The following is a 14,865-nucleotide window of genomic DNA, read 5'->3' as shown; positions in this document are numbered from 1 at the left end:
CAACTGTTCTCTATTCTACTAGTCGTAGTATTGAAGTCCATCCGCTCGACCTCGGTCGCGATCGACTGGCCCCATCACGGCTGGAGCTCCCCGGAAATCGCTCACTTGAGGTTCGGCTGGAACGGGAGAGCCACCTCGGCGAGGGTGCCGAGGTCACCGCTTGAACGAGAAATCATCTATTGAAAAGAAACGTCACTCCTATGCAAATACACGTCATCCGTTTGAGTCATTCACGTCTTTGAGGACGCTCTTGTGATCCAATGCACATCTTCCGATGACTCAAAACCGGGATTTTCCGCGCCGTTCGAGTCCTACGGTGGAGATGTACCACCCGCCAGGCGGAACCCCGTAATCCCGATTGACCAGGAGACCACTCATGACTGTCCTCGACCATGATGTCGTCGCTGACCAGCTGAAGAACGCACCGACCGATAGCGAGTCGGTGCTCTCGTTCGTCAGCAGGGTCGCCACCCTCACCACTCCAGACGATATCGTCTGGGTCGATGGTTCTGATGAGCAGAAGGCCACCATCGCCGACCAGCTCGTCGAAGCCGGCACGATCGTTCGCCTGACCGGCACCAAGGACTCATTCTACGCGGCCTCCGACCCCGAGGACGTCGCCCGTGTGGAGGGTCGCACCTACATCTGCTCCGTCGAGGAGAAGGACGCCGGCGCGCTCAACAACTGGATGGCCCCTGACGAGATGAAGGAGACCCTCGAACCACTCTTCACCGGTTCGATGCGCGGTCGCACCATGTACGTCATCCCCTTCGTCATGGGACATGCTGAGGCGGACCAGCCGATGTTCGGCATCGAGGTCACCGACTCCCCCTACGTCGTGCTCTCCATGCTCGTCATGGCGCGTTCGGGCAAGAACGCCCTCGACGCGATCGTGGCCAACGGCGGCACCTTCGTCGAGTGCGTGCACTCCGTCGGCGCTCCGCTCGAAGCAGGGCAGACGGACGTCCCCTGGCCATGCAACCCCACCAAATACATCACCCACTTCCCCGAAGAGCGCTCCATCTGGTCCTTCGGCTCCGGCTACGGCGGCAACGCCCTGCTGGGCAAGAAGTGCTACGCGCTGCGCATCGCCTCGTCGATCGCCCGTGATGAGGGCTGGCTGGCCGAGCACATGCTCATCCTCAAGCTGACGAGCCCGGAGGGCGAGGTCAAGTACATCGCCGCCGCATTCCCCTCGGCCTGCGGCAAGACCAACCTCGCCATGATCGAGCCCACCATCCCCGGCTGGAAGGCCGAGACCCTGGGCGACGACATCGCGTGGATGCGCTTCGGCGACGACGGTCAGCTCTACGCCGTCAACCCTGAGTTCGGTCTCTTCGGTGTCGCGCCGGGCACCGGCTACTCCACCAACCCGACCGCAATGCGCGCCATCGAAGCCGGCGGAAACATCTTCACCAACGTCGCCCTGACCGACGATGGCGACGTGTGGTGGGAAGGCAAGACGGACGAGAAGCCGGCCCACCTCACCGACTGGCGCGGCAACGACTGGACTCCGGACTCCGAGACTCCAGCCGCTCACCCGAACTCGCGCTTCTGCACCCCGATCGCGAACGTACCGACCCTGGCCCCCGAGTGGACCAACCCGAACGGTGTGCCGATCTCGGCGATCCTCTTCGGCGGACGCCGCAAGACCACGATGCCGCTCGTGACCGAGACCAAGGACTGGAACCACGGAGTGTTCATGGGCTCGGTGCTCTCCTCGGAGACCACCGCTGCCGCCACCGGAGCCGTCGGCGTCGTGCGTCGCGACCCCATGGCCATGCGTCCGTTCATCGGCTACAACGTCGGTGACTACCTGCAGCACTGGCTCGACATCGGCAAGACCGAAGGTGCCCAGCTGCCGAAGATCTTCTACGTCAACTGGTTCCGCCGCGACGAGAACAACTCGATCATTTGGCCAGGATTCTCCGAGAACTCACGCGTCCTCAAGTGGGTCTTCGAGCGTGTGGCCGGCACCGCCGATGCCGCCGAGAGCCCACTCGGACTGACCCCCGTCGAGGGCGGTCTGGACACCGAGGGACTCGACTTCACCGACGAGGAGCTGCGCAAGGCGCTCGAGATCAAGCCCGAGGAATGGGAGACCGAACTCGGACTCATCGACGAATGGTACGAGCAGCTCGGCGATTCGGTTCCAGCCGAACTGCGCGCAGAGGTCGATAACCTGCGCAGCCGTCTGGGTCTCGCCTGAAGGCACTGAGTCGTTGAGACTCTGAGTGAGCCTTTGAGCCGCACTGAGAATCCCCCAACCATCGCCGAGGTGGTTGGGGGATTTTCGTGTGTGACCGTAATCTGCACCTGGGCATCCTGATGCCGAGGATGCTCGCCCGGGCTTGTCGTCTTCTCCGCTAGAGGCCCCTGGCGCGCTCCTCACCGACCTTCGCCCGTACTTGGACAAGAAACGCCAGCACGTCGCGCGGCCGCCCCCGCAGATATCTGCTCACAGTGCCAGTGACCGTCTCGGGCTTTCCGCGCGATCGGAGCAGTGTCTTCCGCTCCACGCTTTCTCCTCCCGCGATGATCGTCACGCGCACTAGTGGCGGAAACGGCCAATTGGTCGATCTGCGGATTCCACCGATGCGGGCGATGTCTGACCACGCAGCTTTGAACAGCGTGAATCGTCCGCCTGGCTTCGACCTGACTGTGTGGATGCCCCACATCGACACAATCAGTCGCGGTCGCACCAGGGGGAAGAAGAACGTCCACATCACGGCGCCGAGGGACCAGAGAATCAGCCCGACGAAAAGCACCGAGCCGTAGAAGAACTTCTCCCATCCACCGAATTCATCTGATAGGGGGGTTCCATAGGGCCAGCGGGGTGACGGTGAACATCGTCACGAGACCAACGACGAATATCCATGAGGTCACGGCCAGGCCGAAAGGTTTGAGGAAACTGGTTCGCAGCACCACATGACCGTTCCGCTCCAGCTCCTCCGTCCAGTGGTCAAGACGTTTCTGGTTCGCCTTGGCGATGTCACTCAGGAGCTCCGGGGAGAGCTCGGAACCAGATTGCGACTTACTCACGTTTCGAGTGTATGTCGGCCTTCAGCGAGGCTGGGGCCTCAGGCGCCATGCAGGGCCGGAACGATCAGGTAGACGCCGACGAGCACCGCGATGCTGCAGACACCGAAGACAGCCCAGTAGCCCACCTTGAGCAGAGGCTTGTTCTGCCCTTCGGCTGCCAGGTCGACGTGAACTGCCCGCATCCGCACAGCGGTGGAGAAGAGCGTGATGACGACGACCGCTGACACCCAGGTCGCGATCGCAACGATGAGGAATGAGCTCCACTCGATCATTTCGAATCTCCCTTGTCTGTACGTGTCTCGTCGGCATCTGTCTCCACCGGTTGGGTTCGCACAGCGCTGGAATCGGCGTCGGACCCAGCATCAGCATCGGAGCTGCCACCGGACTTCGCGTCCGCCTTGTCGGCAGCTTTCTGGTCTCGGGCTTCGGCCCGGGCGGCACGCTTCATTGCCGCCCGCCGCCGGTTGCGATCCTTGCGAATCTTGCGCTTGCGGCCGCGGATACCGACGGCTTCGCCGACGGTGTCGAAGTTCGAGAGGTCCGTCTGCTTGGCCTTGAGCGAGCTCAGGAAGATCCAGAGGACGGCGATGACTGCAATGATCGTGTCGATGACAACCCCGATGGTGCCGAGGTGGGCGATGCCGGCTGCGATGCCGCCGACTGCTCCGGCGGCCGGAATGGTCAGCAGCCAGCCCGAGGCGATGCGTCCGGCGGTGGACCACTGGACATCGGCGCCCTTGCGCCCCATTCCCGAGCCGAGCACCGAGCCGGAGGCCACCTGCGTCGTCGACAGGGCGAAGCCCAGGTGGGAAGAGGCGAGGATGGCGGCGGCAGTCGACGTCTCGGCGGCCAGGCCCTGAGCAGGCTTGACGGTGGTGAGCTTCGTGCCGAGGGTATCGATGATTCGCCATCCGCCGACATACGTTCCCAGGGCGATCGCCAGCGCGCAGGCGGTGATCACCCAGATATGAGGGCCGGTTCCGTGATCCTGCAGATTCGCGGACACGAGCACGAGCGTGATGACGCCCATGGTCTTCTGCGCATCGTTGGTGCCGTGAGCCAGAGCAACGAGAGAGGAGCTGAAGATCTGCCCGTACTTGAATGGTGCCCGGTGAGCGGTCTTTCCTTCACCATTGCGTCGTGTGATCGAGTAGGCCAGGCGAGTGCACAGGTAGGCACCCACACCCGCGATGATCGGAGCCGCAATTGCGGGCAGGAGCACTTTGGACAAGAAGACGCCGAAGTCGACGGAGTTGAGGCCGGCGCCGACGATCGCGGCACCGATCAGTCCGCCGAACAGTGCGTGTGAGGAGGACGATGGCAGGCCGAAGCGCCACGTCGCCATGTTCCAGATGATCGCACCGATGAGGCCGGCGAGAATGAAGTCCGGAGTGATCTGGACTCCCCCATCGCCTTCTTTGATGATGCCCCCGGAGATAGTCTTCGCCACCTCGGTGGAGAGGAACGCACCGACGAGGTTGAGCAGCGCTGCCAGCGTGACCGCCGTCTTGGGCTTGATCGCTCCTGTGGCGATCGGAGTCGCCATGGCGTTGGCCGTGTCGTGAAAGCCATTGGTGAAGTCAAAGAACAGTGCCAGCACAATGACCAGCACAACGACGAAGATGATTTCCACTAAGCGACCTTGAACGTAGACACAATTCGGACCGTGGATGATGCAGCTGGCGAGCAGCGACCTCAATCAGCAGAGAGTCTACCGCCTAATTCCCCGACTCTTCATCCGCTGTTTCGCGCAAATCCACTTACGTCACTCTGCGTTCATCTCTGAGCTGGCCGAACTCTCCTCCACCGGGCCGAGAATGTTGCGACGCTCACAATCGGCCCGGCGACGGGGGACAGTTCTCAGCTGACGTATTCGTCGGCGATTCGCAGTGCGTCGTCAAGCACTTCGAGCCCGAAGCGAACGTCGGCATCGGGCGTGTTCAGCGGCGGGACGACATGGATCCGGTTGAAGTTCGCGAAAGGTAGGACGCCGCCTGCCTTCATCGCCGCAATCACTCGGTTCATCTCCGGAGAGCTGCCGCCATACGCCGCCAGCGGTTCCCGTGTGGCTCGATTCTTGACCAGTTCGATGGCCCAGAAGCAACCCATGCCCCGAACATCCCCGATCGAGGGATGACGCTGCGCCATCTCTTCCAGGGCCGGTCCGATGACGTCCCGCCCGAGCCTGTCGGCGTTGTCGATCATGCCTTCCTCGTCCATCGCGGTGATTGTCGCCACCGCTGCGGCACACGCCAGCGGGTGCCCGGAATAGGTCAGCCCACCCGGGTAGACGCGATCACGGAAGGTCTCGAAGATGGCGTCGGAGATGGCGACTCCGCCCAGTGGCACGTATCCCGAGTTCACGCCCTTGGCGAAGGTCAAGAGGTCAGGCTGCACGTCCCAATGGTCAACGGCGAACCAGCGACCGGTTCGCCCGAAACCAGCCATCACCTCATCGGCGATGAAGACAATGCCATGACGGGCAGTCAACTCCCGCACTCCTTCGAGGTACCCGGCCGGTGGCGCATAGATTCCCGCCGTGCCGGGGACGGTTTCGAGGATGAGAGCGGCGATGTTCGACGGCCCTTCCAAAGTGATCATGTCTTCCAGATGCTGCAGTGCTCGCTGGGTTTCCTCTTCCTCAGTTGTCGCACCGAAGTAGGAGCGGTACTGATAGGCGGGCATGAAATGGACGATGCCCTCGGCCGAATAGTCGTTGGCGAACCGACGCGGATCGCCGGTGACGTTGACAGCCAGTTGGGTTCCGCCATGGTAGCTGCGATAGGCGGAGAGCACCTTCGTCCGCCCCGTATGCAGTCGCGCCATTCGGATCGCGTGCTCGTTGGCGTCGGCACCGCCGTTGGTGAAGAACACATGGTCGAGATCCCCGGGCGTGAGCTCGGCGATGAGCCGCGCCGCCTCGGACCTGGCATCGTTGACGTACTGGGGTGCAATCGTGCACAACGATGCGGCCTGTTCCTGGATTGCGGCGACGACCTTCGGGTGCTGGTGCCCGATGTTCGCGTTCACCAGCTGCGAGGACATATCGAGCAGTTTCCGCCCCTCCCCGTCCCAGATATATGGGCCCTCAGCCGCGACCACGGTCATCGGGTCGAAAGGCCCCTGTGCCTGCCAGGAATGAAACACGTGTGCCCGGTCGAGTTCGTGCGCCCGCCGCCCAGCACTGAGCTGCTGCGCGGTGATCGTGCGACCGTCAGCGGTCGTGCTTTCGTCATGCGCACGGGCTTCGGCATCGGGAGCGGTCACAGCGTCGATGGTGGTATTGATGGTTGTCATGAGTGTTCTGCTTTCGTGAACGAGTGTGGGTGCCCGCCTCGGCGATCGGTGCGCTCACCACCGAGGCGGTGTTCGGTGCACTCACCGCCGAGGCGGGTCAGGCGCCGAGGTGGGTCAGTCGTTGGTGGGGAATCCGAGGTTGAGTCCGCCGTGGCTGGGGTCGAGCCAGCGTGAGGTCACGACCTTGCCCCGGGTGAAGAAGTGCACTCCTTCCTCGCCGTAGGCATGGGTGTCGCCGAACAGCGAGTTCTTCCAGCCGCCGAAGGAGTAGTACCCGACAGGCACTGGGATGGGGACGTTGATGCCGATCATGCCGACTTCGATCTCGTTCTCGTAGCGTCGTGCTGCGCCGCCGTCGTTGGTGAAGATCGCTGTGCCGTTGCCGTAGGGGTTGGCGTTGATGAGTTCGATGCCCTCGTCATAGCCCGGGACCCGGACGACCGCGAGGACGGGCCCGAAGATCTCCTCGGTGTAGATCGACATGTCGGGTGTGACATGGTCGAACAGCGTCGGGTTGAGGAAGAAGCCTTCTGAGTGCTCGTGCTCCCGTCCGTCGAGGACGAGTGTCGCACCGGATTCCTCTCCGGCGTCGATATAGCCGGCGACCTTGTCACGGTGGGCCTCGGTGACCAGCGGTCCCATGTCCGGTTCCGTGGTGCCGTCGCCGATGCGCAGGGTGCGCGTGCGTTCGGCTATCTTGCCCACGAGCTCATCGGCGATCGATTCGACGGCGACGACCACGGAGATCGCCATGCACCGCTCCCCTGCTGCACCGTATCCGGCGTTGACGGCGGCGTCCGCGGCGAGATCGAGGTCCGCATCGGGCAGGACCATCATGTGGTTCTTCGCTCCGCCGAGGGCCTGAACGCGCTTGCCGGTGGCCGTTCCGTTCTCGTAGACGTACTTCGCAATCGGGGTCGAGCCGACGAAGGACACCGAGGCGACCTCGGGACTTTCCAGGATGGTGTCGACGGCCTCCTTGTCGCCGTGGACGACGTTGAATACTCCGTCGGGCAGGCCGGCTTCCTTCCACAGCTCGGCGATCCAGTTCGCCGCCGAGGGGTCCTTCTCCGATGGTTTGAGTACGACTGCGTTTCCGGTCGCGATAGCGACGGGGAAGAACCACATCGGAACCATAGCCGGGAAATTGAACGGGGAGATGATCGCAGAGACACCCACGGGCTGCCGCAGTGAGTGCACGTCGATCTTCGTCGAAGCGTTCTGAGTGTGGCCGCCCTTGAGCTGGTGTGCGATGCCGCACGCGAATTCCACAACTTCCTGGCCGCGTGCGACTTCACCGAGTGCATCGGAGACGACCTTGCCGTGTTCGGCGGTGATGATCTCCGCGAGCTCCTGCTTGCGTGCGTTGAGCAGCTCGCGGAAGTTGAACAGGATGGCGGTCCGACGGGACAGGGAGGTGTCGCGCCAGGCGGGGAACGCCTCGGCGGCGGAGGCGATCGCGGATTCGACGGTGGCGCGTGAGGCCAGCGCGACTTGCCCGGCGACCCGCCCGGTGGCGGGATTCATAATATCGCCGAGGCGGGTCCCGGCATCGGTGGGAACGTCCTGGCCGTTGATCCAGTGAGAAACGGTTGGCATATTTCATCCTTCATCGTCGACGGTCTGTCTGCTGACACCAGTGTGCTCTCAGCAGCGCAATCGCAACAGCTTCACACTGTCAGGATTTCTCTACCGACCTTTACACTGTGTAAATGGATGAACAGGAGAGAACTCAGCGACACGGCGATGACACGAGAGCAGCGGATCAGGCCGTCGCTGCACTGACCGTCGCCGAGCTCCTCGAGGTCGAAGAGATCAGCAGCGGCGGACCGGAGATCGTCTCCGGAGATGACCTGCTGGGCCACGGTATTCGCTGGGTCCACATCGCCGATTCCGAACGGGTCGAACGCTTCCTCGAGGGCGGAGAGCTCGTCCTCACTACGGCTCGCACTTTTCGCGAGTCGCCTGCAGCCATGGCAGAGTTCTTCGACCAGCTCGAACGCGTCGACGCTTCCGGTACGATCGTCGAACTCGTCGACGAGGCCTCGGCACCGGACCTCGAAGCCGCCGAGGTGCTGCGTCGAGCCGCCGCGGGGCGGAACCTGCCGGTGATCCTGTTGAGTCATCGGATCAAGTTCGTGCGCATCACGGAACTCGCTCACCGCAGGCTCCTCGCGCAGCAGCTCTCCCAGCTCGAGCGAGCCCGCGAGATCCACGAGACCTACACTCGGCTCAGCCTCGAGCGCGCCGAAGTTCAGACCATCGTCGACCGGACTGCCGAACTCCTCGCCGCCCCGGTCGTCCTCGAAGACGTCGCTCACCGCGTCCTCGCCCACGCGGGGCGCGGGTCCGAGTCGATCATCCAGGACTGGTCGGATCTCGTGTCCGCTCTGAGCGCCGACGGCGAGCGCAGATGGCAGCAGACACCCGTGGGTCTGCGTGCCCGACGATGGGGACGACTGGTCGTCCCCAGGCCCACCGAATCCGGAATTCCGGTCGACCAGATCATCGACCGGGCCGGCGAGGCGCTGACGCTGACGAGGATGGCTGATCGCGACGAGCAGGATCTGCTGCTGCAGGCTCAGAGCGGCCTGGTCAGGGAGATCGCAGACACCGATGACCTCGACGAGAAGCGCGCTCGGGCACGTGCCCGCTCACTGGGCTTCGCCCCACCGGAGGGTGCCGCGCTGGTGCCCGTCGTGGTCAGACTCGACCGGGATCCGGCCGCTGATCCGACTCGGCTCCAGCTGCGGGAGCGCGGACTCACCGCGGAGCTCGTCTCCGCCGCGACACGCCAGCACATGGCCTGCCTGTCGACAAGTCTGCAGTCGGGCTCATTCGGCCTCATCCTCGCGCTGAGCAGGAATCGAGACGAGACGCAGGCCCTCGAGCGCCTCCTCACCGAGGAGGTCGAGCACTCGACGATCTGGACTGTGGGTATCGGCCGGAGCACCACCTCGCTGCTGGACGCGGTCGCCCGGCTGGACTCCGCTGCACAGGTAGCCGAGGTGGCTTCCACCCTCGAGGTGCGCGAGCGACCCTTCTACCGATCGGGCGACGTCAGGCTCCGGGGCCTGCTGTCAGTTCTCAGCAGCGATTCGCGACTGCGCGCCTTCGCAGAAGGCGAGCTCGGACCCCTGCTCGGCAGCACACCGGCCGACACGGAGATGCGCGATTTCCTCGAGCTCTTCCTGGCCCATGGAGGAAACAAATCGGCGGTGGCGCGGGCCGGGTTCCTGTCCCGGCCCGCGCTCTACGCGCGCATCGCCAAACTGGAGTCCAGCCTCGGCGTCTCTTTGGCCGACGCTGAGTCGCGCACTGCTCTGCACGTTGCCCTGCTGTGGTGGCGCATGAACGACTGAGCGAGAACCGGGCTAGGCCACCAGTTAAAACGGGTTAAAACTCGATGACGGGAGACAGACCCGGGGCAGAAATGAGAAATGTGCCGCGACATCGAATGAACGATGTCGCGACACATCACAACGCGGAGTCGGAGGGATTTGAACCCTCGGTCCCCAGTTCAAGGGACTTCACCTTAGCAGGGTGACGCTTTCGGCCGCTCAGCCACGACTCCATATACCGACTCGATCCCCTCGATGAGGAGGGGCCGAATCCGCAGTTTCCACTACGAAGAACAGCCTATGCGAAACCAGCGGCGAAGAGCAAAGCGTGTACGCCAAGAGTGGCCTTGATCATAATATTGCTGGAGTCGGATCACTGGAAAAGCGGGGCTTGCGACCCGATTCCTCTGTTCGCGTACACGCGAGTTCCAGCATTCATCAATCTACAGGCGTAAAATCGTTCCGAAGTGCTCTGCGGTTTGCTCTCTGACAGGTCCGGGAACGAAGCTACGGAGGTGCCCCCTGCGCTGACATCGTTCGTGATGCGCGCCGATGGTCAGCGCGATGAGCAAAGCACACAGCACGAGATGTAACCTACGAGGAGTTAAGAACTTGCCAGAGATTCCCCCTGACAAGCATGGGCCGAATGGGAACGACCCCAATTCTCGCCCTGCTGGTCACCGTCTCCGTGCTTCCTCTCGTCCTCGGTTCCGCGGTGATTCCGCGGCCAGTGATGATGGTTCGTCTTCGCTGCGCCCATCGGCGAACTCGCAGTCGAAGTCTCAGCGGGCGTCCCCCCAGTCCCAGAATTCCCCCGCCTCGCAGCATCCGTCCTCCACCTCGCAGGTTCCCTCCAACGCACGGCAGTCGAATTCACAGCAGCCGGCTTCCACGCAGCACCAGTCGAAGGCACCGACGCCTCGTCCGGTAGCGCCGCGCACTCGCCGCGAAGCACGGATGCTTCGCGCCGCAGGCGCCAGCGGAGTCTCCGCGGGAGCCAGTGGAGCCTCCGCAGCAGGAGCGGCGGCAGCCTCCGAAACCCCAGAGCACAAGACCGGCACACCACAGCAGAACTCCGGCACACCGAATCCGACTTCCGGCGATCATGCCCAGTCCGCGGGCACACGGGACCGCGGCGCCGCCTCGGCGAGGGAATCGACGGGGAGCTCCGCCGACGATGCGGACGCGACACCGAGGCGCAGAGACCGCCGAGTAGACGAGACTGCGGCCGCGGCCGAAACCGCGCGCGCACGACGCCATTCGTCACGAGTCGGAGAAGCATTCCCCAGCCTCGTCGGCTGGACTTCGCTGAGCACCCTGCTTCCGGGCATCGGTCTGCTGCGCACACGATTCCGGCCCCTGGGCTTCATCCTGCTCGGCGGATTCGTCCTCACTTTCGTCATCGCCCTCCTCTACGTCCTCATCAAGGGACCGGTCCGCGCATTCGGCACGGTCGTGTCGAGCCCGTCGCTGCTGACCTTCCTCGCAATCGCCCTCGCCGTCATCGGCGTGATCTGGATCCTCGTGATCATCGTCTCCCACTTCGGGCTGCGCAGGGGGCACCGCTATGCCTCGTGGCAGAACAAGATGGCCGGCGTGCTCGTCGTCTCTCTGGCACTCATCATCGGCATCCCCTTCGGCGTCGGGTCGGTCTACGCCCAAGTTCAGGGAGACACGGTCTCGAGCCTGTTCGGCGACAGCACGGGCCATGCCCAATCCGCTGAAGACCTGTGGGCCGACAAGCCCTACATCAATGTCTTCCTGATGGGCCGTGACAATGGTGATGACCGTGAGGGCACGCGTCCCGACACGATGCTCGTCGCCTCGATCGACACGAAGACGGGCAATGCTGCACTAATCTCCGTACCGCGCAACCTCGCGTTCCCGATCTTCCCCGAAGGCAGCGAGCTGGACAAGAGATGGCCGGACGGATTCCGACCCACCGGACAGTCATCGGTCGACCTCATCAACTCCGTCTGGCAGTGGGGCGAGCAGAACAAGGACTCGATCGGCGACACACACGGGTTGGAACCGGGAATGTTCGCCACGATGCAGGCGGTGGAGGGCTCACTGGGCCTCAACCTCGACTACTGGGCATCAGTCGACATGGCCGGATTCGAAGACGTCGTCGATGCCATCGGCGGAGTGAAGATCGACGTCGAACGCCCCATCCCGATGGGCGGCGGCAAGTCCATGTCAGGTGTATCGAACGAGGTCTACGGCTGGGTCGATCCGGGCCCGCAGACGCTGAAGGGCAAGGACGCACTCTGGTATGTGCGTTCCCGCGAGGGCAGCGACAACTACGACCGCATGTGCCGCCAGCAGCGCATGATCAAAACCACCCTGGACCAGATCGACCCCCGTGAGCTCGCCACTGCCTACCCCAAGCTCGCGAACTCGGCGACGAAGAACATCGCCACCTCGATTCCGCAGAACGAGGTTCCGGCCTTCATCGAACTTGCTCTCGCCATGCAGAAGGGTGAGATTACGACGGTGCAGATCAACAACGATGTCACCCCCACCTACGACCCCGACTTCGACAAGCTCCACGAGTGGATCGAAGGTGAGGTCAAGGGCGCATCCGATGGCGGGGAGACTGCCAAGCCGACCAACGACGCAAGCGCGGAAACGTCCACGGACTCCGCGGCCGCCGAGGAAGAGCCCGCGGACGAGGCCGCCGGCGAACAGCCTGCAGACGAGGGCGGGCAGGAGAGCACCGAGCCGACCAAGCCGGGTGAACCCAACGCTCAGGGCAAATGCTACCCGAAGGGGTACGAGCCCGGCGACGACTTCCCCGGCTACCCGGGTCCGGGAGCCGGAGATGAGGAGTGAGCGCAGCCGCCGCAGACGGTCGTGACGCGCAGGACCACTCAGTCGCGATCATCGGCGCCGGGCCCCGCGGACTCTCCGTCCTCGAGAGGCTCGTCGCCCTCGCCGCCGAACGCTTCCCGTTCGCACACTTCGCGGGTGAACGCTTCACGGATGCAGGGTCCACCGGCGCCGGTGCTGACACTCCACCGGCCATCACCGTCCACCTCATCGATCCCTATCCGCCCGGCGCGGGGATCGTCTGGCGCACGGACCAGCCGGAGACCCTGCTGATGAACACGACGATCGCCGAGCAGACGATCTTCCCCGACTCCAGCTGCTCCTTCCTCTCCCCCGACCAGCTCGACTCCGACGCACCCGACCGACTCGGTACCAGCGACGCACCCGACCGGCTCGGCACCGATGCCGCGGCCAAGCATTTCGGACCCGATATGGCGCAGTGGTATCGCGATGAGGGCGGAACCGATCCCGTCGATGCGACGTTTCCCAGCCGCAGTCTCTACGGCCGTTATCTGCGCGACGCCTATGCTCGCATCCGCGACTCGGCGCCTGACTTCATCGAGATCGTCGAGCACCCGACGAAGGTCGAATCAGTCATCGACCTCCCGCCGGTCGAGCCGCTGGGGCACACGCCCACAGATCACGAGACCGTGCCACCGCAGCTGGTCCGGTGTGAAGACGGAACGGCCATCATCGCCTCCGCCGTCGTTCTCGCCGTCGGCCACATCCCCAGCGCCCAGACCGAGGAGCGTGCCCGGCTCGCGGCCTTCGCGCAGCGCAGCGGCGGGCGCTACATCCCGCAAGGTCTGCCGGCGGAAGCTCCCATCGCCGAGGTGGCCCCCGGCAACCGTGTCATCGTCCGTGGCATGGGCCTGAACTACTTCGACCTGCAGACCCTGTTCACTCACGAACGCGGGGGCCGATTCGACCCGGACCCCGATATCGCAGGCGAACTGCTCTATAAGCGCAGCGGAGAGGAACCGCGCCTGCTGCTCGGATCCCGCCGAGGCGTGCCCTACCGCAGCAAGCCCATCTGCCCGGCACACCCGCGCTCACCCTGGCCTCTGCGCTACTTCACCAAGGAGAACATCGCTCTTCTGGCCGGCCTCGAGGACCTCGACGGCGAACGCAAGGCGGGCGCACGATTCAACGACCAGCTGTGGCCACTCATCTTGGCCGACCTGCGCCTCGCCTACTACAGCACCCTGACCCGGATCAGGCCCGATGCCTTCGCCGGGGACCCAGGACAGCTGCGTGAAGCCATCGCCGAGGCTGTGTCCCGGCACCTGACCCGGCGCACCTGGCAGGAGACCCGCCCCGAGTCGCGCGAATTCAGCGACGTTGCTGCCGAGGCCGCGCGCCAGGGTCGTGTCACCCGTGAGGCCTTCGCGTGGTCGGAGATCGAGGAGAGCCTCGTCCCTGACCCTGCCTTCCGAATGTCCCTGCACGAACTGCTCAACCCTCTTGAGGGGCACCAGTTCGACAGCCGCGGGCCCAGAGAGTCGAATTCGCTGCACGAATGGATGCTCGACTTCCTCCGCACCGACCTCCACGATTCCCTCGCCGGGCCCGAAGGCAGCGCCGAGAAGTCGCTATTCACCGTGCTCTGGCAGTCACGACTTTTGCTCAAAGAGCTCATCGTCGCTGGTCACATCGACCGGGTCAGCATCGATATGGAGATCTGCGGCTGGTTCGAAAGCTTCGTCTCCGGCCTCTGCGACGGACCTCCCCCACAGCGCATCGCCGAACTCCTCGCCTTGGCCGAGGCCGGCCTTGTCGAGTTCATCGGCCCGGATATGCGCATCGAGGCGAATCCCGACGTAGTCCCGTCGAAGGACGGGGGCAGCGCAGCAACGTCTGGGGGCGGGGCGCCGTTGGGCGGGAGCAGCGCACCCGTGAGCGGGGGCAGCCCATACGAGGGCAAGGATCCGTTGCCGCAGATCTTCACAGTCACCTCGGCGCAGGTGGACGGAGGAATCACGGGAAGCGTCGTCATCGATGCGGCTTCACCGACGAATGCGGTGTCACGGGCCGCTGATGTGCTGGTGCACGGCATGGTCGAACGCGGCCAGCTCACGCCCGCACGCCTGACCCTGGACGATGGTCGCGAGAAGTTCCTCAACGGCCTGGCGCTGACGCCGCGGCCCTACCGCACGATCGATGTCGAGGGCGCCGCGCACCCCCGCCGATTCGCGCTGTCCATCCAACTCTCTTCGGTCCAGTGGGGTCTGGCGATCGCGGCGAACCCCAATACGAACGCCGCCACACTGGCCGACTCCCACGCCGCCGCAGCGGCGATCCTCGACCTCATCTGAGGCTCGCGGTGGCTCCCAGCGGCGCGATGCTGCGCGGTCGG

The 14,865-nt window shown here is 64.3% G+C and carries 10 protein-coding genes and 1 tRNA gene; 4 read left to right on the top strand and 7 right to left on the bottom strand.

Features of this window, described 5'->3' with window-relative positions; genetic code table 11:
* The first annotated feature begins 376 nt into the window (after nucleotides 1-376).
* Complete coding sequence (locus BLT92_RS12245) at nucleotides 377-2,209, top strand: phosphoenolpyruvate carboxykinase (GTP) (RefSeq protein ID WP_092105964.1); 1,833 nt, start codon at nucleotides 377-379, stop codon at nucleotides 2,207-2,209.
* A gap of 157 nt (nucleotides 2,210-2,366) precedes the next feature.
* Here the strand turns inward: BLT92_RS12245 and BLT92_RS12240 are convergent, their stop codons facing one another.
* The 6 genes from BLT92_RS12240 to BLT92_RS12215 all read right to left on the bottom strand — a co-directional run bounded on the left by BLT92_RS12240 (nucleotide 2,367) and on the right by BLT92_RS12215 (nucleotide 7,938).
* Complete coding sequence (locus BLT92_RS12240; RefSeq protein ID WP_092105963.1) at nucleotides 2,367-2,768, bottom strand: hypothetical protein; 402 nt, start codon at nucleotides 2,766-2,768, stop codon at nucleotides 2,367-2,369.
* 34 nt (nucleotides 2,769-2,802) lie between these two features.
* Complete coding sequence (locus BLT92_RS12235) at nucleotides 2,803-3,042, bottom strand: hypothetical protein (RefSeq protein ID WP_092105962.1); 240 nt, start codon at nucleotides 3,040-3,042, stop codon at nucleotides 2,803-2,805.
* A 38-nt stretch (nucleotides 3,043-3,080) separates the two neighbouring features.
* Nucleotides 3,081-3,314: a hypothetical protein gene (locus BLT92_RS12230; RefSeq protein WP_092105961.1), complete on the bottom strand. Its 234-nt coding sequence runs from the start codon at nucleotides 3,312-3,314 to the stop codon at nucleotides 3,081-3,083.
* The gene (locus BLT92_RS12225) at nucleotides 3,311-4,675 is read right to left on the bottom strand and encodes an inorganic phosphate transporter (RefSeq protein ID WP_092105960.1); all 1,365 of its coding nucleotides are present in this window, start codon (nucleotides 4,673-4,675) and stop codon (nucleotides 3,311-3,313) included. The genes BLT92_RS12230 and BLT92_RS12225 overlap by 4 nt, the downstream gene beginning before the upstream one ends.
* A 227-nt stretch (nucleotides 4,676-4,902) precedes the next feature.
* Complete coding sequence (locus tag BLT92_RS12220; RefSeq protein WP_092105959.1) at nucleotides 4,903-6,339, bottom strand: aspartate aminotransferase family protein; 1,437 nt, start codon at nucleotides 6,337-6,339, stop codon at nucleotides 4,903-4,905.
* A gap of 114 nt (nucleotides 6,340-6,453) precedes the next feature.
* Nucleotides 6,454-7,938 (bottom strand): CoA-acylating methylmalonate-semialdehyde dehydrogenase, encoded by a 1,485-nt coding sequence (locus tag BLT92_RS12215; protein WP_092105958.1) that lies wholly within the window; start codon nucleotides 7,936-7,938, stop codon nucleotides 6,454-6,456.
* Between the two features lie 113 nt (nucleotides 7,939-8,051).
* On the opposite strand from BLT92_RS12215, the gene BLT92_RS12210 reads away from it, so the two are divergent.
* A complete protein-coding gene (locus tag BLT92_RS12210) occupies nucleotides 8,052-9,701 on the top strand; it encodes a PucR family transcriptional regulator ligand-binding domain-containing protein (protein WP_092105957.1) in 1,650 nt (549 codons plus the stop codon).
* A gap of 123 nt (nucleotides 9,702-9,824) precedes the next feature.
* On the opposite strand, the gene BLT92_RS12205 is transcribed toward BLT92_RS12210, so the two are convergent.
* Nucleotides 9,825-9,913 (bottom strand) — tRNA-Ser (locus BLT92_RS12205).
* A gap of 724 nt (nucleotides 9,914-10,637) precedes the next feature.
* Here BLT92_RS12205 and BLT92_RS12200 point away from each other — a divergent pair.
* Nucleotides 10,638-12,512 carry an LCP family glycopolymer transferase gene (locus BLT92_RS12200; protein ID WP_092105956.1) on the top strand — a complete coding sequence of 625 codons (1,875 nt, stop codon included), beginning with the start codon at nucleotides 10,638-10,640 and terminating at the stop codon, nucleotides 12,510-12,512.
* A complete protein-coding gene (locus BLT92_RS12195) occupies nucleotides 12,509-14,824 on the top strand; it encodes an FAD/NAD(P)-binding protein (protein ID WP_092105955.1) in 2,316 nt (771 codons plus the stop codon). The genes BLT92_RS12200 and BLT92_RS12195 overlap by 4 nt, the downstream gene beginning before the upstream one ends.
* Nucleotides 14,825-14,865 lie beyond the last annotated feature (41 nt).

The sequence above is a fragment of the Brevibacterium picturae genome, assembly GCF_900105045.1.
Classification (GTDB): domain Bacteria; phylum Actinomycetota; class Actinomycetes; order Actinomycetales; family Brevibacteriaceae; genus Brevibacterium; species Brevibacterium picturae.
Note: the sequence above shows the minus strand (reverse complement) of the source record. Positions and strands in the feature narration are given on the sequence as shown.